Below are 22873 nucleotides of genomic sequence, written 5' to 3'. Positions count from 1 at the left end.
CGATCTTCGCATGGCTGGTGGCGGTCGCCCCTCCCGGGCGACCGAGGGTCGCAACGGCCAAGGCACCGGCCGGGCATCGCTGGTCTCCGGTGGCGGTCGCCCCTCCGGGCGACCGAGGGTCGCAACCGCTTCGGCCGCCGGTACATGGCCCAACGAGAGAGGTGGCGGTCGCCCCTCCGGGCGATCGAGGATCGCAACTCCGAGATCTTCGGAGATCTCTTCGTCGGCTGGAGGTCGCGGTCGCCCTTCCGGGCGATCGAGGGTCGCAACTACTACGTGAGGGTCTGACGTGGCGACCATCCGCATCGTGGCGGTCGCCCTTCCGGGCGACCGAGGGTCGCAACGGCGACGGCACCGAGCAGTCCGGCCGCTCGCGTCTCATGTCGGTCGCCCTTCCGGGCGACCGAGGGTCGCAATCAGTACTCGATCGAGGCTGGGGAGTTGTTCCGTGCCGATGGCGGTCGTCCTTCCGGGCGACCGAGGGTCGCAACCTGGAGATCGCGGTCATCACCTCGGCGGTGCGCGGTGGCGGTTGCCCTTCTGGGCGGCCGAGGGGCGCAACCAAGAAGGCGTCGGCACCGAAACGGACGTCCCTCGGGTGTCGGTCACGCTTTCTAGCGACCGAGGGTCGTAACGATCGCATGCACGAATGCGACGGCGGCTGGGCATTGACGGTCACCTCTCCGGGGGAGAGGGTCGCAACATCGGTACCGCCGTGCACGACGTGCTGAAGATCGTGTGGCGGTCGCCCCCACCGACGCGAGTGTCGGCCGCCCGAAGGGGCGACCGCCTACGGGCACTGGCATCGTCATCCCCGGAAAGTGGTCGCCCCTCCGGTGACCGCAGATGGCCGGCCTGTAGTGGGACACGCGACCGCGCGGCGGTCGTCTTCTGGGTGGGCGAGGAAGTGCAGTAACGCACGGTGATCGAGTCTGTTCGATAACTATCTGTGCCGATCTCACGGAAACTGTCGGTGCCGTCTCCTACAGTCACCTCTTGCTGGATCGCCGCGAGGGAGTGGGATGGCCGAGCGTCTGTGGGCGCATAGCGCGCGTGATAGTGATGGGCTTCGCCATGGGCTTGCCGATCACTTGAGGGGTACAGGGCGGCGGGCGGGTGCGTTCGGGGAGATCTTCGGCGCTGGACCGCTGGCGGCGCACTGCGGCTTGGTGCATGACGTGGGCAAGGGTTCATGTGAGTGGCAGCGGGGCCTGATCCGGGCGGAGAGCAGTAACGGCCCCGTAGGAGTGCCGCACAAGCATGCGGGTACGTGGTTGCTGGACCAGCAAAGGCTCGGGATCTTGGCTGCGGTCGTGTTCGGGCACCACGGAGGTCTTCCCAGCGCAGCACGGCTGAAGGCGGAGTTGCAGTTCGCCGACCACCACCCCTTGGTCGCTGAGGCCATCCGGCGAGTAGGAGAAATCGTCCCGGAGATCCACCTGCAGGGGCCGATCGCCTTGCCTGGTTGGTTGGGCGATGCCAAGGTGGTTGCGGCAGACCCGTATGCGCTGGATCTGCTGGTACGCATGGTTTACAGCACGGTGGTCGACGCGGATTTCCTGGACACCGAGGCGCACTTCGCCGGTGTCGCGCGCGCTGTTCATCGGATGAGCGCCGCCGACCTGGTTGATCGTTACGACCGGCGGCGCTCAGAGCTTCTGGTTGCTCGGTTGTCCGAGCAGGGGCCTTGCCCGGTCGATGGGCTGCGCCAGGAGGTGTACGAGCAGGCTGTTGCCGCTGCTGGTGGCCCTCGCGGCATCTATCGGCTTCCTGCGCCGACGGGGTCGGGGAAGACGCTGGCCGCAGGTGGGTTCGCCGTGCACCATGCACGTATTCATGGGCTGCGGCGTGTGATTGTGGCGGTGCCGTTCATGTCGATCACGGAGCAGAACGCCGATGTCTACCGGCAGCTGCTCGACCGTGACGGTGAAGAGCCGCTCGTGTTGGAGCACCACAGCGGCGTCGATCTGGACGGTGATTATGCCAATCGGCGCTGGCAGCGGTTGGCTGCGGAGAATTGGGATGCGCCGTTCGTGGTCACGACAACGATCCGGTTGTTTGAGTCGCTGTTCAGCAACAAGCCCGCGGCGATGCGCCGGGTGCACCGGCTGGCCGGCGCGGTCATCGTGCTCGATGAGGTGCAGGCGTTGCCCGATCGCCTGTTAATCCCGATCATCTCGGCCCTGAGAACGTTGACCGAGCGGTTCGGTTCGACGGTGTTGCTGGCGTCGGCAACCCAGCCTCCCTTCGAGGTGTTGAGCCCGCTGCGAGCGACGCCGATCCGCGATGTGATCGCCGAACCCAAGCCGCTCTATAAGGCGCTGAATCGGGTGCGTTATGAGTGGCGGCTTCACCCTAAGCCGACATTGGCCGAGATAGCTGGAGAGGCCGCAGAAGAGCCGCAGGCCCTGGTGGTGGTGAACACGACCAAGGATGCCAGCCGGCTGCATCAGCTGGTCGAGCAGAACCGGTCGGCGCTGCATCTGTCCACGCGGATGGCTGCCGCGCACCGCCGTGACGCTCTGGCAGAGGTTAAGCGGTTGCTGGACGCCCGTGAGCCGGTGTCGGTCGTCAGTACCCAGTTGGTGGAGGCCGGGGTCGACCTGGACTTCCCGGTGGGGTTTCGGGCGGTTGCTCCTGCCGATTCGATGCAGCAGGCGGCAGGGCGAGTCAACCGTGGTGGTCGCTTGCCGTACGGGCGGGTCATCGTCTTCGACCCCGAGGACGGCAGCAAGGGTGTCAAGGCCCTGTACGGGGCCGCGTTGGAGGCGACCAGAGACCGGTTCGGGCCCGAATGTGCCCCTGATGACCTTGACGCTTTGGAGGCTTACTACCGGGCACGGTTCGATTTCCACAATGTGGAGCACGTCGGTCAGGAAATCCAGAAGGAGCGCTTGGCTCACGACTTTCCCCGGGTGGCAGAGCTGTTCCGCATGATCGACGAATGGACCGTTCCCGTAGCCGTCCCTTACGGCGACGTTGACGAGCTGCAGCGGATTCTGGCGCATCTGCGCTCAGGAATTCCCGGTGCGGGCGTCCAACTTCGAGCATTGCGTCCGTACTTGGCCACCGTGCCCAAAGGAGCAGCCATCCGCGCGGTGGAGGAAGGGCTAGCCGCACCGGTAGTCGGTGACCTCATCGAATGGCTGGGCGACTACCACCCTAAGCGAGGCATCGAGATTACATCCCCCGACCCTCAGGAGCTGGTGTTTTGACCACTCGTCGCGCTCACCATCCGCCTCCGGCGCTGGTGGTGGAAGTGCAGGCGCCCTATGCCTGCTTCACCCGTCCGGAGTTCAAGACCGAACGGCTCAGCTACCCGGTGATGACGCCGTCAGCCGCCAAGGGTGTCCTTGAGGCGATCTTCTGGAAGCCGGAGTTCTTCTTCCAGATAGAGAAGATCGAAGTGCTCCGGCCGATCCGCTGGTCGTCGATCCGCCGTAACGAGGTCTCCTCGATGCTGTCTTTGAGCTGGGTTCGCGACGCCATGTCGGATCCGACGCTGCGGTTCGACGCCGAAGCTGACCGTGACCAGCGCAACATGGTGTGCCTGCGCGATGTGGCCTACCGCATCCACGCCCAGATACGGTTGCGCCCGCACGCCACCGACCCTGAGGCAAAGTACCGCGATCAGTTCCGCCGGCGGGTCGAGCGAGGAGCCTGCTACTCCCAGCCCTTCCTCGGGGTGCGCGAGTTCTCGGCCTCCTTCCACCCGGCCACCCCCCGCCCGCCGATCCCGCATGACGAGCAGCTCGGAGTGATGCTCCACAGCATCAGCTACGGCGACAAGGGCGAAAGCTACCGCTGGTTTGACGCCGTGCTCGACAACGGCGTCCTCATCGTGCCCAGGCACGGCGTGGAACTGCCCACTGGACAGGCGGCCTCGCGATCGAGTCGTACCGGCGGACGGAGCTAACGCATGCTGATCAAGCAACTGGTCGCGCATGCCCGTGACCGCACGGATCTGCCTCCGCCCTATTACCGCAACCGCAGCGTGCGCTGGGCCATCGACCTGGATTCCGCCGGTCGTCCACGCGGCGACCACCTGATCGACCTGAGCACACCGGAGGCGAAAGCCGGCCAGATGCTGGCCACTCCCTACGTGCAGCGCTCTGGCACCGGGTCGTTGCCCTTCCTGCTCACCGACACTCTGCAGTACGTCCTCGCCGCAGCCAAGGACGACAGCGACAAACAGATCGCCGATGCTCAGCGGCGCAACGCCGACTTCATCGCCCTGATCGATCGATGGGCCAAGGACGAACCTCTGGCGGCACCGGTCGTCGCCTTCTTCCATAGCGGTGCCCACACCAAGATGGTCATCCCGCCAGGAGCCGCGCCCACGGACGTGGTGGCGATCAGAACCGATGACGGCTGGGTGCACGCCCTACCCTCCGCGGTCACCATCTGGGGCGACATCGTCCGTCAACGCAAGAGCTCCAGCGACGAAATCGGCATCTGCCTATCCTGCGGGCAGCCCGGACCGCTGCTGGACACCATTCCCGAACCCGTCAAGTCCGGCGCCATTCCGGTGCCGGGTGGCCGGGGACGAGACGCCCAACTGGTGTCGATCAACAAGTCCGCACAAGGACGAGGCGGAGCCATCCAACTCGCCAACACCCCCATCTGCGACACCTGCGGCAGCCGGGCCATGTCGGCGCTCAATGCCTTGCTCGCCGACCCCCACCACCACCAGCGCGGTAACGACAACGTCATGACATGGTGGTTGCGCCGGCCTGCGCCGATCTCACCGTTGGCCTCCGTCCGCGATGCCAGCCCCGAGCAGGTCAACGCCATCATCGAGCAGGTCCACCTGCCGCCGGTCCGCCGAGCGGCCTGGGTGGACGGCAACGACTTCTACGCGATCACCCTGTCGGCCAACCAAAGCCGCGTAGTGATCCGCGACTGGATCGACATACCGCTGATCCAGCTCTGCGAGAACATCGAATCCTGGTTCGCCGACCACGCCATGACCGACCTGTGGGTTGATGGCCCGCAAAAAGTCCCGCTCTGGCGAATGACCGCTGCACTGGGCCGGCACGGCAAACAGGGATACGTCAAAGACAGCGCCCCCACGGGCGCCGCACGCGACCTCATGGCCGCCGCCCTGCACCGCACCGCGCTGCCGGCCAACCTGCTGGCACGCCTCATCCAACGCATCCGCGCGGACGGCCACGTCGACCTTGCCCGCGCCGCCCTGTTGCGCCTGCTGCTCATCCGCGCCAACCCCGCACTGAAGGAGACCCTGGTGGACGGCCTTAACCGCGACAGTACCGACGCCGGCTACGTCAGCGGACGCCTGTTCGCCGTACTGGAAGACATCCAGCGCACCGCACTGGAGAACATCAACACCACCATCGCCGACAAATACTTCGGCGCCGCGATGGGGCGGCCCCTGGCGGTGTTGACGATGCTCCGCAAGAACGCCACCGGCCACCTGCGCCGCCTGCGCGGCACACGACGTCCCGCCGGCATCGCGCTCGACAAGCGCCTGGACGACGTGCTGCAGCAACTCCATCAAGAACTGCCCGCCGTCTTGGACCTTGCCGGACAAGGCCGATTCGTCTTGGGCTACCACCACCAGCGCGCCGCCGACCGCGCCGCTGCCCGCCAGGCCGCCGCCAACAAGGCCGCCGCCGTTGAATCCGCCTGACCAGCAGCTTCTCCTCTCCCAAGAAAGGACCGTCCATGACGGCTCACCTGGACCCCGCCCGCAAGCACGACTTTGTGTACCTGTTCGACGTCCGCGACGGTAACCCCAACGGTGACCCCGACGCCGGAGGCATGCCCCGCACCGACCCGGAAACCGGTCAGGGCCTGGTCACCGACGTCGCCATCAAGCGGAAGATCCGCAACACCGTTGCCCTGCTCCAGGAAGGCATCCCTGGCTATGACATCTACGTCGAAGCCGGCGTGGCCCTGAACGCCCAGCACGAACGCGCCTACGCCGCCTTGAACCTCGACCCCAAGCAGCGACGCAAGTCCGAAGCCGAAGCCCAGCAGTGGATGTGCCAGACCTTCTTCGACGTGCGCATGTTCGGCGCGGTCATGAGCACCGGCACCAAGCCCTGCGGACGTGTCCAGGGCCCGATGCAGCTCACCTTCTCCCGCTCCATCGATTCGGTCCTCCCACAGGAACACGGCATCACCCGCGTCACCCAGACCCGGCAGGACGACATCGACAAAGGTGAGTCCACCGAAATGGGCAGCAAGCACATGATCCCCTACGGGCTCTACCTCGGATACGGCCACTTCAGCGCCCCGCTGGCGCGCCGCACCGGTGTCGACGGCCAGGACCTGGAGACCTTCTGGCGCGCCCTGACCCTGATGTTCGAACACGACCACGCCTCCACCCGCGGAGAGATGGCTCTGCGCCGGCTGTACGTCTTCAGCCACGACGACGCCTTCGGCCGCGCACCGGCCCACACCCTGTTCGACCGCATCACGGTGCCACCCAGCAACACCACACCGCGCTCAATCAACGACTACACCGTCACCGTCACCGACGACCTGCCTGACGGCGTCACCCTCACCCGACTGATCGGATGAGCGTGTCCGTGCAGCGGGCTGACCACACCGGCGGCCCGCTTGCGCAGGTCACCTTGTCCGCCCTGGAACACCATGAATATTGCCCTCGTCAAGCCGGGCTGATCCTGCTGGAAGACGGATACGCCGACGACGCGGCCACCATCCGCGGCACTCTCATGCACCAGCGGGTACACGAGCCTGGGCAGCAAACCCGCGGCGCGGTCCGCACCCTGCGAGCCTTGCCCGTCTGGCATGACGAGCTCGCGCTCATCGGCGTGTGCGATGTGGTCGAGCTACACCACGACGGCCGTATCATCCCCATCGAGCACAAGTCCGGCACCTATACGCCCGGAGGGCCGGCTGACGTCCAACTGGCCGGCCAGGCCATGTGCTTGGAGGCCATGTTCCACAGAGACGTACCGCACGGTCTCATCTATGCCGGGACAACTCGACGCCGATACACGGTCAACGTCGACCATGCCCTGCGAGAACGCGTCGTGTCGGCTGCTCATGCTGTTCGGCAGACCGTGACCAGCATGACCCTGCCAAGTGCTCCCGCCGACCAGCGGTGCCGCCGATGTTCCATGCGGGACATGTGCATGCCCCGGGTCCTTGCCCGTACCAAGGCCTACACCGCCGCGGCCACCACCCTGTTTCTCCCCCGACCAGAGGCGGCATGGGATGACTGAACTTCTCAACACCCTCTATGTCCAGACTCAAGGTGCCAGCCTCCATCTCGATCACGACAGCCTCAAAGTCGTCGCTCCGGAGGCCCCCAAACGGAGCTTGCCACTGCGCCGCCTCGACAGCATCGTGGTCTACGGCCATGTCGCGCTGTCGGCGGAGCTGCTGACCCGCTGCGCCGACGATGGCCGCTCAGTTGTGTGGATGAGCCTGTCAGGACGTTTTCTAGGCCGCGTCGACGGCCCCACCCGAGGCAACGTCCTCCTGCGTCACGCCCAGCATCTTGCACACGCCGATTCCCAAGTCCGCCTGCAGATCGCCCGATGCTGCGTGGCTGGAAAGCTGCACAATTCTCGCCAGGTTCTCCTACGCGGAGCCCGAGACGCCACCGGCAACCTTCAAAGCTCGCTGCGCGCCCTCACCGAAGATCTTGATGTCCTGCTCACACGCGCCCGCGACGCGGCCACTCTCGACGAACTGCTAGGAGTGGAGGGCCAGTCCGCCCGTCTGTACTTCGAGGGACTCGCCGGCATGTTACGCACACCACCAGACATCGCCCCCTTCACCAGTCGGACGCGACGGCCACCAACCGATCCCGTCAATGCACTGCTGTCCTTCCTCTACGGGCTTACCCGAACGCTTGCCCATGGCGCCGCTGAACAAGTCGGCCTCGATCCCTACCTGGGCTTCCTCCACGGCCTGCGTCCCGGAAAACCTGCCCTAGCGCTGGACCTGATGGAAGAGTTCCGTCCCATCTACGCCGATCGCCTGGCACTCAACCTTCTCAACCGCAAACAAATCCGTGCCGAACACTTCGAAACCCTCCCTGGAGGAGCGGTCCAGCTCACCGAAGACGGTCGGCGGCTCCTGCTCACCGAATGGCAAGGATGGAAGAACAAGGAATGGCCGCACAAGCTGCTCGGCCGCAAGGTGTCGGCCTCACTGCTGCCGGTTGTCCAAGCCCGTCTGCTCGCCCGCAATATTCGAGGTGAGCTGCCCTCGTACCTGCCCTGGACACTCAGCTGATGCAACTACTACTGACCTACGACGTATCCACCACCACCCCTGAAGGACGCCGGCGGCTCCGTCAGATGGCCAAACTCTGCGAAGGCTACGGACATCGAGTCCAGAAATCCGTATTCGAAATCACTTGCACCGACGCCGAACTGCTCACGCTCCTCGACGGTGCGACACGAATCATTGAGGCGGGAGACGACTCCGTGCGTGTCTATCGCCTGCCTCACGACGGGTTCACCACCGTTCACCGGCTGGGCGTAGCTGAGCCTGTCCCGCACCATGACCCGCTCATCCTCTAGCTCGGAACCCCAAGCGCTCATACGACACGCCGGTCATACCGAATGAGATATAGCCCGTTTTGCTCCTTGATAAGTAAATCGAGCAGCCCCAAAGATCGGTACTGTGTGGGAGTACTCCCTGCTCAGATGCCGTGGCGGTCGCCCTCCGCGGCGACCGAGGATCGCAACTGTGTGACATCCGGATCATAGGGCATGCGAGGGTGTGGCGGTCGCCCTCCGCGGCGACCGAGGATCGCAACAACTCGCTCCCGGTGTCTCATGTGCGCGACGCACAGTGGCGGTCGCCCTCCGCGGCGACCGAGGATCGCAACGGCTTCCGTGAGCTTTGCCATGACCTCGTCCAGGTGGGGGTGGCGGTCGCCCTCCGCGGCGACCGAGGATCGCAACGGTGTCAAGGTCGGCCCGACCACCGTCCAGCTCAAGTGGCGGTCGCCCTCCGCGGCGACCGAGGATCGCAACGACATCGCGGCCGTGCCGCTGGACATGCTGACGTGGGAGTGGCGGTCGCCCTCCGCGGCGACCGAGGATCGCAACCGTGGGGGTTGACTTTCCGCCGCGAATCGCGAGAGGTGGCGGTCGCCCTCCGCGGCGACCGAGGATCGCAACCCGTCGTCCGGCCACCTCGGGTCATGGGTCAGGGGTGGCGGTCGCCCTCCGCGGCGACCGAGGATCGCAACGGGATCTTCTCCATGCTCGGCTACCGGTTCGCGCCCCGGTGGCGGTCGCCCTCCGCGGCGACCGAGGATCGCAACAGCCCTGCGGCCTTCTTGCGGCGCGACCCCGGCTGATGTGGCGGTCGCCCTCCGCGGCGACCGAGGATCGCAACGCCTGTGGCCCCGAGCGCAGCCACCCACCGAGGAAGGGTGGCGGTCGCCCTCCGCGGCGACCGAGGATCGCAACCCGTACGACCAGGCGCACAAGGCCCTGGAGGAGTTCCGTGGCGGTCGCCCTCCGCGTCGACCGAGGATCGCAACGGTACTGCACGTTCGGTAGTTGCATCCGCTATGCCCGGCCGTGGCGGTCGCCCTCCGCGGCGACCGAGGATCGCAACCGCGACCCACGCGAGGGCCTCGGCGGTCGCCCTCCGCGGCGACCGAGGATCGCAACCACGCGCTCCACGGCAGTGCCGCGCCCTCAGGCGTGGCGGTCGCCCTCCGCGGCGACCGAGGATCGCAACCGTGCGGGCGGGGGCGTGGTCGGTGAGCCAGTGCATGGTGGCGGTCGCCCTCCGCGGCGACCGAGGATCGCAACGTGAAGTCCTCGACCGGCACGTCCGGCAGCGTGACGTGGCGGTCGCCCTCCGCGGCGACCGAGGATCGCAACCCGGCTCCACGTTCAGCAGCTCGGCCGGCCGCGGTGGCGGTCGCCCTCCGCGGCGACCGAGGATCGCAACCACGCGGTGGCCGGCCACGGGTGCGGCGTGGTGCCGGTGGCGGTCGCCCTCCGCGGCGACCGAGGATCGCAACTACGAGGCGCCGAAAGTGCTGGTCCTCACGACCAGGTGGCGGTCGCCCTCCGCGGCGACCGAGGATCGCAACCGGGGCCGGGACCAGGGGGCGGAGTGGGACCACGTGGCGGTCGCCCTCCGCGGCGACCGAGGATCGCAACCCCAAGGCGTGCCTGCTGGCGTGCGTGGAATCCGACCGTGGCGGTCGCCCTCCGCGGCGACCGAGGATCGCAACGACCACCCTGCAAGACGACGACCACCTTGTGGTCGCAGTGGCGGTCGCCCTCCGCGGCGACCGAGGATCGCAACACCCAGTTGGCATGCCGGTGCCACCAGGACATGGGTGGCGGTCGCCCTCCGCGGCGACCGAGGATCGCAACTCCCCGGTCGTGAGCCGCACCTGTGAGACCCACCGGGTGGCGGTCGCCCTCCGCGGCGACCGAGGATCGCAACGTCGCCGGTCTGCGCGCCGCCGCGCTGACCGCCGCCGTGGCGGTCGCCCTCCGCGGCGACCGAGGATCGCAACACCATCATCCACGTCGCACATGCCGACGGCTCCCACGGTGGCGGCCGCCCTCCGCGGCGACCGAGGATCGCAACGGCGTCTACCGCAAGTCGATCCGCGCGGCTGAAGCCGGTGGCGGTCGCCCTCCGCGGCGACCGAGGATCGCAACGACACCCCGTCCGGCGGGTGGGCCCCTTTGGTGCAGGGTGGCGGTCGCCCTCCGCGGCGACCGAGGATCGCAACCCGCACGTGGCACATGCGGGGATCTCGACTGTCGGGGTGGCGGTCGCCCTCCGGGGCGACCGAGGATCGCAACTATCGGGGCGCGCACCAGACGCTGTTCGACACGAGGTGGCGGTCGCCCTCCGCGGCGACCGAGGATCGCAACCACGTCTTGGCCTGGCGGGCGTAGGAGCCGCCGGCGGTGGCGGTCGCCCTCTGCGGCGACCGAGGATCGCAACCGGGTGGAGCATTAACCGGGACGGTTCGGCGGAATTGTGGCGGTCGCCCTCCGCGGCGACCGAGGATCGCAACGGCCACAGCGCAGCCGTACCCGCCACGCCTCGTCCGTGGCGGTCGCCCTCTGCGGCGACCGAGGATCGCAACGATAACCGGGGTTGGTCAGGCGGCGTCTCTCGCGGGTGGCGGTCGCCCTCCACGGCGACCGAGGATCGTAACGCCCGGGGCGGCCAGCTGTGGGCCGTCGACCACCTCGGTGGCGGGTCGCCCTCCGCGGCGACCGAGGATCGCAACTTCTGCCATCACGGCATGCCGGTGGTCGACGGCTCCGTGGCGGTCGCCCTTCGCGGCGACCGAGGATCGCAACGCCACGGCGACCGTTAAGAAGACGGCCAGGGCGCAGGTGGGGGTCGCCCTCCGCGGCGACCGAGGATCGCAACCCCGAGCGGGACCGCCTCCCAGCCGAAGGTGGCGGGTGGCGGTCGCCCTCCGCGGCGACCGAGGATCGCAACGCCCCCGCCACCGGGGCATGGGTCAACGTGCCGCTGTGGCGGTCGCCCTCCACGGCGACCGAGGATCGCAACCCTCCGTCCTCGTCCAGACGCAGGAGACGCCGTGACGTGGCGGTCGCCCTCCGCGGCGACCGAGGATCGCAACCGCTCGATGTCGACCTGGATGGCCACGTCGGTCGGGGGTGGCGGTCGCCCTCCGCGGCGACCGAGGATCGCAACCTGACCGGCACCTCGAACCACGGCTCGTTGTCGCCGGGTGGCGGTCGCCCTCCGCGGCGCCGAGGATCGCAACGCCATGGACGGGCGGGCGGTGCGCGAGTACGTGATGTAGCGGTCGCCCTCCGCGGCGACCGAGGATCGCAACCACGGGGTCGACCCGTACGCCGTGTCGGTGTTGAAGTAGCGGTCGCCCTCCGCGGCGACCGAGGATCGCAACAACAGTGAGGAGCGACACAATGCCGAACGTCACGTGTAGCGGTCGCCCTCCGCGGCGACCGAGGATCGCAACTCCTCCGCCTACATGTAGCCAACCGGAACGGGGGTGGTAGCGGTCGCCCTCCGCGGCGACCGAGGATCGCAACCGGCTGGTTGTGCGCGTACTCGAACCCCACGTGGCGAGTAGCGGTCGCCCTCCACGGCAACCGAGGATCGCAACCCCGGCACCCCCGCCGGCACCGTCGCCGGGATGCTCGTGGCGGTCGCCCTCCGCGGCGACCGAGGATCGCAACAACAAGGACTTCGGCCACCGGCCCGGCCAGGAGGTGGCGGTCGTCCTCCGCGGCGACCGAGGATCGCAACGGCAAGGGCTGATAGGAGCCGGCATGGCAGACAAGGTGGCGGTCGCCCTCCGCGGCGACCGAGGATCGCAACGAGTGCGTGCTGGACATGCCGAACGCCAACTGGCGTGTGGCGGTCGCCCTCCGCGGTGACCGAGGATCGCAACATCAAGCGCATGAACACCACCGTGATCCCGGACGGTGGCAGCCGCTTCGTGGCCACTGAGGATCGCAACGAACCCGGCCAGGACTAGTACCTGGACTTCACGCCCGCGGCGGTCGCCACTCGCAGCGACCGAGGATCACAACCACGACTCCAACGTCGGAACGGCCTACGACGCCCGGTGGCGGTCGCCTCTCACGGCGACCGAGGATCGCAACGGCTCGATGCCCTACCAGTGCAACGGTCGCCCTGGCGGCGACCGAGAGTCGCAACAAGCGGTCCCTGAGCAGAACGTCAGTGGTCGCCCTCGGCGGCCATCGAGGATCGTGACGAGGGCGCCTGGACATCTGTACGCGGAGGGGAGTGGAAGCGTCCGGGAACGCTGGTCCTCCCCAGCCCGTGAGGCTGAGCTGCGTGGAGGTGGCCGTGTAGGTGGCGGGCCTCCGATGTTCGTCTGGTGGCTGGTTTCAGTTGTCAGTACCACGGAGGAGGAGGCGCTGGCCGTCGTGGATGCGTACTTTGGGGCCGCCGGGAGTGATGGCGTCGAGTAGGCGGATGGCGAAGGGCTCGGTCATGTGGCTGGTGATTTCTGCCGGGGTGAACCAGGCGACTTCGGCTGCCTCGTCGGTTTCGTGGGCTTCGCCTGCTACCGGCCTGCAGCGAAAGACCAGCGAGACCACGTGGCGGCGCATGTTCTTGTAGACGCCGGTGAGGAGTTCGGGCTCGACTTCTACGCCGGTTTCCTCTAGGACTTCGCGTATGACTGTATCGCGCGGGCCTTCGTCCAGTTCCACTATGCCGCCAGGCAATACCCATTCGCCGTTGTCGCGTCGCTTGATCACTAGTAGAAGACCGTCATCGCGAAGAACGGCGGCTCCGGCGCTCACCGAGTGGAGGGGCAAGTCGCTTGGATAGGTCCGGCCGTCGTTGTATACCACCATGCGCTCTTGCCTCTATCTCGGCGTATCTGTCGCGTGTGAATTCGTTAGATCCTGGAAGAACCGTGTGGGTGTGCCTATTAGTCGACTTGTGTAGCCGGCGGCCACGAGGTGATGAAATGCCTGTTCTACTTCTTCTGGCATCTCTTGGGCTACGGCGAAGCCTGCTCTCGCATATACGTGTATTCGCTGCGTATCGCCGACCAGCATGTCAAGGACCCGTTTGGAACTCCCGATTCCCTCAACATACTTGTCCAGCGGCAAGTCCTGGGAGGCGCAGACAATGCTCACCTCTGACCAAAGCTTCTTGCAGGTGGCGTAGGCCCTACGCTGCTGGTAAGGGCGCGAGATTAGCATGACGGATGAAGGGTGCTTCCCTTTTTCCGCCAGGAGGCGCATGCTCAGGTCGATGTTTTCTCCGGTGTTCCTTGCCTCGGCTTCTACGAAAATTCTGTCTGATGGAACCCCTAGGCTAATTGCGCGGTCTCGGTAGTGGGCGGCTTCACCTTGCGGGAATAGGTCGATCGTCGTTGGCGCATTGGCGCCCGTGAAGACGATTAGGGGAAACATGCCTTGCTGGAACAGTTCGGCGGTGTAGTCGGCAACGCCGATGTCGTGGCTTCCTAGCCCAATACCAACGTCACACGGTCTGACCTGATGGCGCATGTTGTGGTAGTCCCATAGGATCTCAGCTTCGCGCCAAACTTCCTTGGGGATTGTGCTTTTCTGGGTCATCTTGTCCTCAGTGTGTGCCAGGTTGAGCTCATTCTGCCTTGGGGATGTGGTAGCGAGAGATAGTGGTGAGCAGGCGGCAAGCTCATTGCTGGCTTGATCTAAATACGCAGTAGGCGACGGTCGCGTCGTCGTGTGTCTTGAAGCGGGGCCAGCGGTGGCCGGCTGGGTCGCCTTGTTCGGCTGTTCGGACCTGGTCGATCAGTGCTGCAGGGCCGTGGGTCTGCAGCGTATTGAGGATCTCGCGCCAGGTGGCCATGTGGTAGTCGTCGATGTAGTCGGCTACCCCGTCACTCAGTACGGCCGCGGCGCGCAGACGGTCTCGTTCGATGCTGCCGATGATGGCGGCCTCGGACACGGCTTGGTCCGAACTGGCGACCCAGTAGCCGTCGGTCATGTTGCGGAAGCGCCGTTGAACGGCGATGTAGGCCTGGCGGGCGGCGGCATGCTCTGGCGACCCGAGGGGGAAGCCATGCATTACCTTCCGTGGTTCGCGGAGGGCGTCGATTTCCAGGATTCGCCTGTCGCTGACCGCCTCGATGCCGTCCACGGTGTCGAGCACGAGTGTCGAGTCTGAGATGACCAGGTAGTCGACCGTGTCAGGGCGTTCGCGCAAGATGATGGCCGTCGTCGATGGGGTGCCCTCGTTGTGCAGGTCACACGTTGGCCGGTGGAGGTCAGCCGTCCTCTCCAGGCCGGTGGCGAGACCAGCGCGCAGGTCGTCGTCTGGAGACCGGGTCAGGGCACCCAGCAGTTCCGCGCCCAGGTTCCGGACGAACCATGCGACACCGTGGATGCAGCCGCCGCCGTCTTCGCTGGGGCCGCCGGCTCCGTCGAGCAGGATGACGAACTGAGGTGTTGCGACGAGCCAGTCCTCGTTGGGGCGGTTGGGATGGCCGGCGTGCGTGGCGAAGGTGACTTTCAATGCGCCCCCCTTATCGAGCGTTGGAGAAAGAGGCTGCCATATCTGACTGCACGAGTCATGATGCAGGTATGGGCGAGGTGGATCACCCGTGGCTGCCACGATCAGAGGCGGACGCTACAAGAGTTCCGGATCTCGGGAGGCTCCTCAGGGACTACCGAACCGCGGAGTCGCTGACCCAGGGACAGCTCGGCAAGTTGCTCGGGGTGGACCAGACCTACATCTCGAAGATCGAGCGTGGTCATCGCGTCATCCGCGATATGGGCTTCCTGCTCAACGTCTCGCGCATACTCCGGGTTGCCCCTGAGCAACTCGGTCTTGCCGGTGACGGCTTCCAAGGAGAGGCCGTGCCGCAGGACGCTGTAGCAGCGAGTCAGGAGCGTTGGCGGGTTGGCCGCCGCTATCTCAACCAGCATCGAGCCGAGCTGGCACGGCAGGCCAGTCTTCTCTACCCATCCGACGTACGTCTGAAGTCCACCGCCTTGATCGCACCTCGGGAGTGGTTGCCGGACGAGCCTGTCCGCCTGGAGGAGATCGAGCTGGAGTGGGTCGACGGATCGATGCCTCGCGGAATTGACGGCACAGAGCCGGAGTCTCAGCAGGTACGTCCCCTTCGTGCGTTAGGTCGCCAATTCGAGAGCTATACATCGGCGGTCCGCTATCTGGATCCGCCCAAGCTGTTCGAGAACCGGCCGAGTTACCGGCTGACGGATGTCCATTGGACGCAGTCTGGTGGCCGTATGTGCTTTGGATTGGCGAACTACTTCGACAAGCTCGATGTCTCAGAGGCGATCGGACATGAGCTCGCTCTCGTCCAGATGGAGAACACCGTTGAGAAAGTGAACCGCCTGGCCGACTTGCCGTTTCGCTCGCTGATCGGTGATCCCTTCGCTTTCGGTAGACGTGCCATGATCCCGGCGATCACGACGCTCACACTGCGACGTCGCCGGACTCATGGTGACGCCTCGTTCTTGCTGCACTGGCGGGATCCCAGGCGAGTGGCCACCGCATCAGGTCTCTACGACGTCATCCCGGCCGGAGAGTTCCAGCCTTCGAGTATGGCGCCGTGGGACCGAAGCAATGACTTCGACCTCTGGCGGAACGTCGTCCGTGAATTGAGTGAGGAGCTGCTGGGAACTCCGGAGCACGATGGTTCGCGCAGTACGCCAATCGACTACGACGCATGGCCGCTCTATAGGGACCTACAGCGTGGACGTATGAATGGGCAGGTCTCCATCTACTGCCTGGGAGTGGCTCTGGATTCGCTGACCTTGGCCACCACGATATTGACGGCCCTGGTGATTGATGACGACCTGTTCGATCGAATCTTCGCCGACATAGTCCAAATGAATGCGGAAGGCATCACCGTGTCGGCAGTGGACGGGATGGCCGGCGGGAAGGGGATTCCGTTCAGTGAAGGGAACGTGGGCCGCCTCCTGCGCAAGGAGCCGATGGCATCGCCAGGTGCGGGATGTCTCGCCCTGGCCTGGCGCCATCGAGGTCTTCTGCTGACGTCGTAGGCTGGCACCAAATCGCGACGCTAGGGAGTGATGTGGCCCGTACAGACCAGTGGCGCTCTGTGCGGCGCTACCTCAACGAGCATCGCTATGACCTGGCGGCCGTCGCACAGGATCTCTATCCAGAGGTGGACCACGTCGCCGGCACTCCGTTGCTGTGCCGTTCGGAGTGGTTGCCCTCCCGTCCGATCGATCTGGCCGACCTGCGTCTGACGTGGTCCGCAGATGCCAAGCCGCCTGTCTGGAATGGGGCCGAGGCAGAGGCGCAGTCCATATGCGCCGGTCACTCCACCTACGCGTCAGCCATGGCCGCATTCGACTCTCCGCGGCTGTTCGAGGACCGTTTCAGTTACCGGCTCCTCGACATCGCGCTCGATGAACGGCGGATGCGCTATGGGCCGGCCGCCTACTTCGACGGTGTCAACGTGGGAGAGGCCGTCGCGCACGAGCTGGCGGAGCTCGTCCAGCGGGGGCAGCGGCCGAAGCTGGCCGAGCTGCCTTTCCGGGCGTTGGTCGGTGATCCGACGCTGCTTTCTCAGCGGCCGGTGCTGCCGGCCATCAGCATGCTGACTTTGCGCCGCGATGCTCAGCAGGGCGACATGACCTTCGTGCTGCACTGGCGCGACCCTGCGCATGTGGCTCATGGCGGTGGCCTCTACCAGGTCATGCCCGTAGGGGTGTTCCAGCCCATTGACGACAGTCCGGCGGCGCGGCAGCGTGATTTCGACCTTTGGCGGTGCGTCGTTCGGGAGTACAGCGAGGAGTTCCTCGGGACCACGGAACACTACGACGAAGCGTTCGACTACGAGCAATGGCCGTTCTACCGGACCCTGACGGAGGCCCAGGAGCAAGGGCTGCTGCGCGCATACGTGCTCGGAATGGGAGTGGACCCCCTCACCTTCGCCACCGATGTGCTCGCGGTCACTGTGATGGATGCGCAGCTGTACGACGAGGTCTTCGAAGACCTCGTCGACGTCAATCCTGAAGGTAAGATCCTCGCTCATGACGCGCGGGGGTTTCCGTTCGAGAGCGACGTGGTGAACCGCCTGACCACCAGGGAGCCGATGCAGGCTGCGGGTGCGGCGGTCCTCTCGCTTGCCTGGCGCCACCGCGAGTTTCTTGGACAGTTCTGACCTGGCCTTATGACAGCCTGGCCTGAGTGAGACTCCGGCAGGACAAGCTGTCATACATCGCGATCGCTCAGGCTCCTACCTTCTGAGATGACGGAGGTCATCAGGAGGCACTGTGAGCCCCGACGAAGTGCGACGAGTGGCAACCGAATTATCCGAGCTGGCCAAGGAACTGCAGGCCCTTCGACACCGTACGGAACTGCTGGCCGTCAGGCTGGCGAATCCTCCGCCGGCCCGTCGACCAAGCCCTCCAGCCGCGACAAGCGATCGCCCATGCGGACGAGATCGTCACGAAGAACACGGATCTCGCTCATGATCGCCGTGTACTCGGGCGAGGCAGTCGCTTCCTGGGCGGGAGCCTGGCGCACGAATGTCCCTCGCTGCCACGCGCTGAGCACGCCGTCCCGGATGAGCTGTTGGATCGCCTGGTTGAGGGTCCCAGTGGCGACGCCGTACTCCTCGGCGAGTTTGGCGCGCGAAGGCAGCTTTTCCCCTGGCTTGAGGCGGCCTGACGTGATTGCGGCCCGCAGATCGTCAGCAATCTGTACGTACTCAGGCCGCGGATCGTCCGGATTGCGACTCACAGGCTCAGCGTAGTGGCCATGGATCCGTAGTTACACGCCTAACCGCTTGACGCGCTGCCCGCACAGACGCATAGTGAAGTAGTTGATTCAGAGTCAACTAGTTCACTCGGCCGAAGGGGGTGAGGCAACGCTTATCCACCGGCTCTGGTCGGCGAGGTGGACGCCACCTTGTCCGGCTACAGCCCAGAGCGCGGTCGCTGAACCACAGCCCTTCAACGACGTGCGGCCCCGGTGTGCCTAGCACCAGGGCCGCGAACGGGTCCCACCTCAACGAAAGGACTTGAGACCCGATGCCCAACATCTTCGCACCCTTGCTCACGAGCGTTTGCGCTCAGACCACGAGGGATCTGCACCGGCGGGTCATCGTGGACGGCCTCTGCGTTGGTACGGACGAGCCCGACGCGTGGTTTCCGCGTGAGCCGCCTGAGTTCACCGGGGGCAGCCCCGAAGCGCTGGCTGAGAAGCGCGCTGCGTACGAGGCGGTCGCGCTGGACCTCTGTGGGCCGTGTCCGGTCCGGGCGGAGTGTCTGGAACTGGCGCTTCGCGAGGAAATCGTCCTTCCTCGGACCTGGGTTCATGGCATCCGTGGCGGTACGGCGCCGTGGCAGCGGCTGAACCTCATCCGCCAGCGGCAGCGGGCCGCCCAGCGCGAGGCCGCCGGGGCCGGCAGGGCGGTGAGCGCCTGATGTCCGAGCCGACGACACTGTGGCCCTCGGCTCCGCCGCCCGCCGAACCGCGGCATCGGCCGAGCAGCAAGGCCGAGAAGCTGGCCCTGGCGGCGAAGGCAGCCGCCGATGTCCGGGCCTATGACACCAACCCTGACGTGATCGCCTACCGCATCGAGCGGATGAGAACGCGCGTCGACCGGCTGATCTGGACTGGGCTCGTCCTCGGCCTGGCCTTCACCGCGGCCAACGTCCAGGCGTTCGCCGCGCGCGGCGCCGAGGTCGGGTCGATCGAGTGGTGCACCGCCTGGTTGCTGGACCCGATGGTGTCCCTGGTCCTGGTGGGCGTGCTGCTCGGCGAGCAGGTCATCGCCCGTCACCAGATCAAGGCCGGCCCGTGGGTGCGCCGGACCAAGTGGGTCGCCCTCGGCTGTACCTACGCGATGAACACCTGGTCGGCCTGGGCGTCACTGGACCCCTCGCTGATCCTGCTGCACTCCGTCCCGCCGGCGATCGTGTTCTGTGCCGCCGAGGCCGTGACGGACCTGCGGCACTGGATCACCGAGGCTGTACGCCGGGCCTACCGGGCGGCGGCCGAGCGGCTGCACGGGCTGTCGTCCGATGCGCGGCCGGCCCGCACGGTCGTGGACCGTGCGGATGTGCCGAGGCCCGGGACCGCACGCTTGCAGCAGGACCGTGCGGTGCTGGCCCGCACGGTCGTCCCTTCCCCGGCGACCGTGCGGGCCGAGAGCCTTCGTGCGGATCCGGACCTTGCGGTGAAGGACCGCGCGGACGATGGCGTAAGCGGGTTCTCCGAGGAGGACCGTGCGGACAAGCCCAGCGCGCCGGTCGAGCAGGCCGCCTACCGGGCCGCCGTGGTCGCCGAGCTCCGTGAGGAGATGCTGGCTGCGATCGAGCGAGGCGAGAAGTACGAGGTCACCTGGCGGGACGTCGAACAGCGCACCGGTTACCGCAAGCGGTGGTGTGAGGGCGTCCTGGCCGAAGCCCGCCGCGGACTGCTGTCGATGGACGGGACGGCTTTCGATGAGCCGGCTGGCGACTCTGCGGACGCTGACGCGGTGGGTCCGCATGGTGGCCTGGACCGTGCGGACGCCGACCCGCACGGTGGTGCCTCTGCCTCTGAGGTGGGCCCGCACGGTGGCCCAAGCCGTGTGGGGACCGGACCGCACGGTGGTCCGCACCGTGCGGAGGGGCGTCCGCAGGGTCAGGGCGACCGTGCGGAGCCGCTGCCGGACCGTGCGGACCCAGGGCGTAAGGCCGTGGCCTACGACCGCACGGCCATGGGTGAGCGTTCGGAGGCACTCGTCCAGGTGGATACCGGACGCGAGGCGCGCGGTCAGGCTGACGCCGGTACGGGAGCGGCGCGGTCCGAGCCTGCGACGACGGAGGCAGTCCCGTACGCCGAGGGGGTCGCGGCATGAGCGCCCGGGTGCGTACGACGCTGACGCTGTGGAGTGCCGACAGGCCCGAGGCTCCCATCGCCGTCACCGCGCTGTACCAGGTCACCGACCCGTACGCCGTCCGCCTGGTCTTCCCCGGACTGCCTGAGCCGTGGTTCCTCGCGCGGGCGCTGCTCGTCGACGGGCTGGAGCAGCCCGCGGGCGAGGGAGACGTCCGAGTGGCGCCGGCCGAGGCGGACGGCTGGATCGAGATCACGCTTCTCCCCGGCCAGGACCGTGAGTGCCGGTTGTTCGTCCTTCGGGTCCAGCTCGCTTCGTTCGTGACCCGGTGCTGCCGGCTGGTGCCGGTCGGGCGTGAGGGCGAGTGGATCGACTGGAACCGCCAGATCGCGTTGCTGCGGCAGGTGACGTCATGACCTGTACGAACCTTTCCGACCACGACCGCCTGGTCCTGCTCACCGCCGCCTACGCCGAGCTGCTCGCGCACGCTCGGGCGGCGGTCGCCGCGGCCGAGCAGGGGGAATCCGACCCGATCGGGTACGTCCGCGACGTCCTCGTCGAGCATGGGCAGCTTCCGCCGGCCGGGGTTCGGCCCGCACGACTGCTGGCCACCCTTCCCAAGGCCACCGAGCCGATGACGCCGACCTGCCAGTACGAGCGGATGTTCGCCGGCTGCCCGGAAGCGATAGCCGAGGTGCGCCGGTACGTGGAGACCTGCCTGACCGGGGTCCCGCGCCGTGACGAGGCCGTGCTGTGCGCCTCGGAGCTGGCGAGCAACGCCGTGCGGCACTCTGCGTCCGGCCTGGACGACGGGAAGTTCACCGTCCGCGTCTCCTACGGCGGTCACGCGTGGGCGCGTATCGAGGTCGCCGACGCCGGCGAGCCGTCCGAGCGGCCGCCGCTGTCCCGTGGCGTCGAAGGCGGGCGCGGCCTGGCCATCGTCGCCGCGCTCGCTCGCTGCGGCGCCGAACCGCTCGACATCGACGGCAAGCAGGGCCGGCTCACCTGGTGCGAGCTGGACTGGCCCGCTGATCACTACTCGAAGGGAGAGGACCGATGATTCTGCTGGCCATCCTCACTGGTGCGATCGTCGCGCTGATGTGGGCCCGTCAGACCCGCTGGTATGAGCTGGTGCTGCTCGGCGGCTGGGGCTTGCTGGCCGCGACCACGCCGCTCGGCCGCATCCCCGCCGGCTGGCTCGCGAGCGTCAGCGACATGATCGGCGGGTGGTTCTCGTGACCACGTCCATCACCAAAGGCCAGGTCGCGCGCCGCGCCTGGCAGATCCGCCCCACGCTGCTGGAGACGGCCGGTGCCGTACTGGTCATCCTCGCCGTACACGTCTGGGTGCACCTGCCGATCCTCGCGGGCGTTGTGAGCTACTTGGTCGTCGTCGCCCTGATCGCCACCGTCACCGCCGTGGCCGAGCTGCGGCAGGAGGCCGAGGACGCTACCGAGCGGCGGACGCCGCCCGAGAGCGAGGGCCCCGATGCTGCTTGAGCTCTTATTCGTGGCCGCCATCATCACGGGCATCACCGGTGTGGCCCGGCACGCCAACCGCCGCAGCACCCGCCCCGGCCGCAACGTCCATCGACTGCCGCGCCGATCCTGGCTCGTCAAGGCCTGGAACGCCTCGGGAGCGCCACCGGTCAAGGGCACGACGTTGGGCGATGCCGCCGCCGAGTTCACCGGCAAGGCCGCGGGCGCGACCGTCCGCACCGGCACCCGTCTGTCCCGCCGGGCCGCGAAGGCCGCCGCCACGCGAGCAAAGCGGCGGTGGGAATCCCGGACGCAGGAGGCCGAGGTCATCCCGCTGTTCCGGCGCGTCCGCCCGTCCAATGCCGACGACCCCCGGCCGGAGCCGCGGCCGGACGGAGAGCCACAGCCGAAGCCGGAGTCCAGGGCCGGCGAACCGCGAACGGAACCGCGCCCGGCGGAGCAGCGCCCTGACCCGCGCCCGGCCGACCCCGGCCCGAAGCCCGATGACGAGGCCCGCCCCGGCGAGCCCTCCGACGAGCGCCCCCGCTCTGACCACACCACGGCCGCGCCCGAACCGCAGCCGGCCGACCGTCCCATCCCATCCAGCCAAGGAGAAGCGCGCATGGTTCCCAACAGCACCACCTTCAGGCACACGACCGCCGGTCAGACGGCGCCCAGCGGGGACGGTGCGGTGGCCCCATCCGACTGGGCACAGACCATCGGCCGCATCGCCAACCACGTACCCGAGGACGACTCCGCGCTGCTGCACCTGATGGCCGGCGAGGTCGCCGGAGTCTGCGGCTACGCCGACGCGCTCGCCGCGCTGCACGAGACCTGCGTCAACGCGGTCGGCCTGGACCCGTCCTCGGTGCAGGGACTGGCCGAGTACTCCACGCACGCCAGCGAGCTGGCGCAGCGGATGGCCGAGGCGCACAAGCAGTTCCTGACCATCTACCAGGAGGTCATGGAGGCCGTGGCGCGCGGCGTGGTCATGCCGTACCAGGGCCGGTTCTTCTCCGGGCAGGCCGTCTAGCCACCCGTCCGACGCACGGACGCTTCCGGGCCCCGCACGGTGGCCGGGGCCCGGAAGCAGCACCCG

The 22873-nt window shown here is 67.2% G+C and carries 20 protein-coding genes and 3 CRISPR repeat arrays; of the genes, 16 read left to right on the top strand and 4 right to left on the bottom strand.

What is annotated here, in order from left to right; translation table 11 throughout:
• Positions 1-1022: 1022 nt before the first annotated feature.
• From cas3 to cas2, 7 genes are read left to right on the top strand one after another with little or no spacing between them, the layout of a single operon-like run.
• The gene (gene cas3, locus ACFQSB_RS08340) at positions 1023-3215 is read left to right on the top strand and encodes a CRISPR-associated helicase Cas3' (protein WP_380825377.1); all 2193 of its coding nucleotides are present in this window, start codon (positions 1023-1025) and stop codon (positions 3213-3215) included.
• Positions 3212-3916, top strand: a complete 705-nt coding sequence (gene cas5c, locus ACFQSB_RS08335; RefSeq protein ID WP_380825376.1) for a type I-C CRISPR-associated protein Cas5c — start codon at positions 3212-3214, stop codon at positions 3914-3916. Before cas3 ends, cas5c begins: the two co-directional genes overlap by 4 nt.
• Positions 3917-3919: 3 nt before the next feature.
• Complete coding sequence (gene cas8c, locus ACFQSB_RS08330; protein WP_380825375.1) at positions 3920-5650, top strand: type I-C CRISPR-associated protein Cas8c/Csd1; 1731 nt, start codon at positions 3920-3922, stop codon at positions 5648-5650.
• A 35-nt stretch (positions 5651-5685) separates the two neighbouring features.
• Complete coding sequence (cas7c, locus tag ACFQSB_RS08325; RefSeq protein WP_380825374.1) at positions 5686-6546, top strand: type I-C CRISPR-associated protein Cas7/Csd2; 861 nt, start codon at positions 5686-5688, stop codon at positions 6544-6546.
• Positions 6543-7214, top strand: coding sequence for a CRISPR-associated protein Cas4 (gene cas4 / locus ACFQSB_RS08320; RefSeq protein WP_380825372.1), 672 nt, complete (start codon positions 6543-6545; stop codon positions 7212-7214). Before cas7c ends, cas4 begins: the two co-directional genes overlap by 4 nt.
• A complete protein-coding gene (gene cas1c / locus ACFQSB_RS08315) occupies positions 7207-8235 on the top strand; it encodes a type I-C CRISPR-associated endonuclease Cas1c (RefSeq protein ID WP_380825371.1) in 1029 nt (342 codons plus the stop codon). Before cas4 ends, cas1c begins: the two co-directional genes overlap by 8 nt.
• Complete coding sequence (cas2, locus tag ACFQSB_RS08310; protein WP_380825370.1) at positions 8235-8525, top strand: CRISPR-associated endonuclease Cas2; 291 nt, start codon at positions 8235-8237, stop codon at positions 8523-8525. Before cas1c ends, cas2 begins: the two co-directional genes overlap by 1 nt.
• A gap of 131 nt (positions 8526-8656) precedes the next feature.
• A CRISPR array of direct repeats spans positions 8657-9499; the repeat unit is 37 nt; unit sequence GTGGCGGTCGCCCTCCGCGGCGACCGAGGATCGCAAC.
• Between the two features lie 95 nt (positions 9500-9594).
• A CRISPR array of direct repeats spans positions 9595-11667; the repeat unit is 37 nt; unit sequence GTGGCGGTCGCCCTCCGCGGCGACCGAGGATCGCAAC.
• A 107-nt stretch (positions 11668-11774) separates the two neighbouring features.
• Positions 11775-12391: a CRISPR direct-repeat array (repeat unit 37 nt; unit sequence GTGGCGGTCGCCCTCCGCGGCGACCGAGGATCGCAAC).
• Between the two features lie 463 nt (positions 12392-12854).
• Here cas2 and ACFQSB_RS08305 read toward each other — a convergent pair.
• The 3 genes from ACFQSB_RS08305 to ACFQSB_RS08295 all read right to left on the bottom strand — a co-directional run bounded on the left by ACFQSB_RS08305 (position 12855) and on the right by ACFQSB_RS08295 (position 14982).
• On the bottom strand, positions 12855-13328 hold the full coding sequence (locus ACFQSB_RS08305; RefSeq protein ID WP_380825369.1) for an NUDIX hydrolase: 474 nt from the start codon (positions 13326-13328) through the stop codon (positions 12855-12857).
• A gap of 12 nt (positions 13329-13340) precedes the next feature.
• Positions 13341-14060 (bottom strand): YdcF family protein, encoded by a 720-nt coding sequence (locus ACFQSB_RS08300; RefSeq protein WP_380825366.1) that lies wholly within the window; start codon positions 14058-14060, stop codon positions 13341-13343.
• An 82-nt stretch (positions 14061-14142) separates the two neighbouring features.
• Positions 14143-14982, bottom strand: coding sequence for an integrase (locus ACFQSB_RS08295; protein ID WP_380825364.1), 840 nt, complete (start codon positions 14980-14982; stop codon positions 14143-14145).
• On the opposite strand from ACFQSB_RS08295, the gene ACFQSB_RS08290 reads away from it, so the two are divergent.
• Positions 14982-16499 (top strand): helix-turn-helix domain-containing protein, encoded by a 1518-nt coding sequence (locus tag ACFQSB_RS08290; protein WP_380825363.1) that lies wholly within the window; start codon positions 14982-14984, stop codon positions 16497-16499. The two genes, ACFQSB_RS08295 and ACFQSB_RS08290, sit on opposite strands and share 1 nt — an antisense overlap.
• Positions 16500-16531: 32 nt before the next feature.
• Positions 16532-17629 carry a hypothetical protein gene (locus ACFQSB_RS08285; RefSeq protein ID WP_380825362.1) on the top strand — a complete coding sequence of 366 codons (1098 nt, stop codon included), beginning with the start codon at positions 16532-16534 and terminating at the stop codon, positions 17627-17629.
• Positions 17630-17835: 206 nt separating this feature from the next.
• On the opposite strand, the gene ACFQSB_RS08280 is transcribed toward ACFQSB_RS08285, so the two are convergent.
• On the bottom strand, positions 17836-18210 hold the full coding sequence (locus tag ACFQSB_RS08280) for a GntR family transcriptional regulator (protein ID WP_380825361.1): 375 nt from the start codon (positions 18208-18210) through the stop codon (positions 17836-17838).
• 290 nt (positions 18211-18500) lie between these two features.
• Between ACFQSB_RS08280 and ACFQSB_RS08275 the strand changes: the two genes are divergently transcribed.
• From ACFQSB_RS08275 to ACFQSB_RS08245, 7 genes are read left to right on the top strand one after another with little or no spacing between them, the layout of a single operon-like run.
• Entirely contained in the window at positions 18501-18896 is a 396-nt protein-coding gene (locus tag ACFQSB_RS08275; protein WP_380825359.1) for a WhiB family transcriptional regulator, read from the top strand.
• Positions 18896-20317: a hypothetical protein gene (locus tag ACFQSB_RS08270; protein WP_380825358.1), complete on the top strand. Its 1422-nt coding sequence runs from the start codon at positions 18896-18898 to the stop codon at positions 20315-20317. The genes ACFQSB_RS08275 and ACFQSB_RS08270 overlap by 1 nt, the downstream gene beginning before the upstream one ends.
• Positions 20314-20712 (top strand): SsgA family sporulation/cell division regulator, encoded by a 399-nt coding sequence (locus ACFQSB_RS08265; RefSeq protein ID WP_380825356.1) that lies wholly within the window; start codon positions 20314-20316, stop codon positions 20710-20712. Before ACFQSB_RS08270 ends, ACFQSB_RS08265 begins: the two co-directional genes overlap by 4 nt.
• The gene (locus ACFQSB_RS08260) at positions 20709-21356 is read left to right on the top strand and encodes an ATP-binding protein (RefSeq protein ID WP_380825355.1); all 648 of its coding nucleotides are present in this window, start codon (positions 20709-20711) and stop codon (positions 21354-21356) included. The genes ACFQSB_RS08265 and ACFQSB_RS08260 overlap by 4 nt, the downstream gene beginning before the upstream one ends.
• Complete coding sequence (locus ACFQSB_RS08255) at positions 21353-21535, top strand: hypothetical protein (protein WP_380825353.1); 183 nt, start codon at positions 21353-21355, stop codon at positions 21533-21535. Before ACFQSB_RS08260 ends, ACFQSB_RS08255 begins: the two co-directional genes overlap by 4 nt.
• Entirely contained in the window at positions 21532-21795 is a 264-nt protein-coding gene (locus ACFQSB_RS08250; RefSeq protein WP_380825351.1) for a hypothetical protein, read from the top strand. The genes ACFQSB_RS08255 and ACFQSB_RS08250 overlap by 4 nt, the downstream gene beginning before the upstream one ends.
• Before the next feature lie 10 nt (positions 21796-21805).
• Positions 21806-22807 (top strand): hypothetical protein, encoded by a 1002-nt coding sequence (locus ACFQSB_RS08245; RefSeq protein WP_380825350.1) that lies wholly within the window; start codon positions 21806-21808, stop codon positions 22805-22807.
• The last annotated feature ends 66 nt before the right edge of the window (positions 22808-22873 follow it).

Origin of the sequence: Sphaerisporangium rhizosphaerae, assembly GCF_042665155.1 — a bacterium.
Lineage (GTDB): Bacteria > Actinomycetota > Actinomycetes > Streptosporangiales > Streptosporangiaceae > Sphaerisporangium > Sphaerisporangium rhizosphaerae.
Note: the sequence above shows the minus strand (reverse complement) of the source record. Positions and strands in the feature narration are given on the sequence as shown.